The sequence below is a fragment of the Helicobacter pylori genome, assembly GCF_001998165.1.
GTDB lineage: Bacteria > Campylobacterota > Campylobacteria > Campylobacterales > Helicobacteraceae > Helicobacter > Helicobacter pylori_DL.
Genome location: NZ_MTWR01000074.1, coordinates 1 through 2,123, shown reverse-complemented (window position 1 = coordinate 2,123; position 2,123 = coordinate 1). Strand labels below are relative to the sequence as shown.

1 pseudogene is annotated in these 2,123 nt (G+C 40.3%); it reads right to left on the bottom strand.

Annotation, left to right across the window (positions count from 1 at the left end):
• A pseudogene (locus tag BZK24_RS09985) lies at positions 1–1,605 on the bottom strand (type ISP restriction/modification enzyme); the annotation flags it as partial.
• Positions 1,606–2,123: the final 518 nt, after the last annotated feature.

The window sequence follows — 2,123 nt, the reverse complement described above, 5'->3', positions numbered from 1 at the left end:
AATTAGAGCGAGATTAGACAAGGCAGAATAAGGGGAAAGCCGATCCTCCGCCTCTGCGATAGATATTGTTATCGCTTGCTTTTGTGCTGATGAATGCGGCATCAAAGTCAAAATCTCCGATGGCTTTGGCTTGGCGCGATAAGATAAGGGCGATATTGGTATTAAATGGGGGGGGGGGGGGGTGGATTTTGCAAGATTTCTTGTATTAAGGCTTCGCTGTCATTCCCTTTTAAATGGGGCAAATCGCTCGTTAAAAATCCAAGTGTTTTTTGGATTTCAATCGTGCGCGCGATGACTTTAATGATGTTGCTTACATGATCAAAGTCGCAAGGCTCGTTTTTATGGCTTTTTAAATACTTGTCTAAAACGCCATACCCCCCTATCATGTAATCATGAATTTCTTTACTCACCCCCCTAAAATAAGCGCTATGGTTGATATAAAGCCGTTGTTCTGGCTCGTTATAAAAGGGTTTTTTGATGATGCGATCATGCGCTTCTTTGTAGTAGGATTCGCCTATGGTGGCGTCTTTTAATTTTTCAAAGCTTGATTCAGGCTTTCTTGGTTTAAGACATGCAAGCCGATCAATTCAATCCCTAAAAGGCTTAAAGCCCTGAACAAATCTTTATTGTTTGTGAAAAGGATTTTAGGGTAATCGGCTTTGAGAAAATCTTCATAACGCTTGCGGTAATTTGGGGAATACAATAGTGCATAGATATAGCCTAAAACCTCTAACGGCTCAAAATGGTGGCTATAATGCTTGTCTATAAAGCTTCTAAACTCTGGCGTAAAATTTTCGGTGTAGTTGGGATCTCTAAACCGATAAAGGGGGTAATTATATCCTACCCCCATGCTTCCTGCCGAAGCTATTAGATTTATATCAACTAATTCTTTATGCACCATCACATAACGCCATTCGCCATGCATTTTGCTTTGTCGTGCAATATTTAGCGCGACATTTTTGCGCGTTTGATTGGGTGTTTTAGGGTTTGTTGGGGGGGGGGTAACATGTGCTTGAAGACTTCGCCTCTTGGATAAGCGATAAAAGACTTTGATTTACCGGTATAATAAGTGTAGTAAAAATCAAAAGGGCGGTATTGGCACGAAACAATGTATTCTTCTAAATTGTTAGCATTTGCCTTAACATCTTTAATGGCATATTCTAAACGCCAATCTCTGCCATCTTTTTTAATATTATAAACTCTGCGTAATTCACTGGGTTCTAAGGTTGAAAAATCTTTTAAAAGCTTTAATAAGCTTTCTTTGTCTCTATGGAAAACGACATGGTCTCGTTGCGAACAAATACCGGTGCTTCCAATTTGAAACACCTCCTGAACGCTAAAGCCTTGTTCGTATTCCTCTAACAAGGGCGTTTTTTGGGGTATGAGTAAGTAAAAAGGCGCTCTTGGGGCAAGCTCAAGCCATTCAATGCTATTCAAATCATTTTGGGCTAAAAAGGCGTATTTTTCAGCCCTTTCGCCATACACATCATAATAATAGATTTTTGGCTTGGTTGCTTGCGCCTTTTTGACAAAGAGGTTGATGGACACGCCTTGCATGATATTGAAAACGTTTTCATCTTTTGCGCCTTGTGGGGTTTCCTCAATGCTTTCTATGCTGCTATCAAAATTCAGAGTCGTTTCAGGGTTATGGTATAGCTCGTATTCATAAAGCAAGTAATTCAGTGCCTTGCCCCACTTATACCACTTCTCAATATTCTTTTTGGAATGGATATTCTCTTCAAGCAATTCCAAGCCGCTATGCTCTCCCTTGAAAAAATTCTTTTCTAGCGTTGGGAGATCTTCAATGGTTATTTTATCTTCCCAAAATCTACACGCTTGAATCGCTTTGAAGGCTAATCCAATCCATTTATTTTTGGCCGTATTCTTGCCAGCAACCCCATAGACTAAAAACCCGAAACGCTCCAAATATTCTAACAAGCCCTCTAATTCTTGGGCGGCACGACAAAGCAAAATGCATGGCGAATGGCGTTATGTGATGGTGCATAAATTTTACGCCAGAGTTTAGAAGCTTTATAGACAAGCATTATAGCCCCCATTTTGAGCCGTTAGAGGTTTTAGGCTATTTCTATGCACTATTGATTTCCCCAAATTCCCGCAAGCGT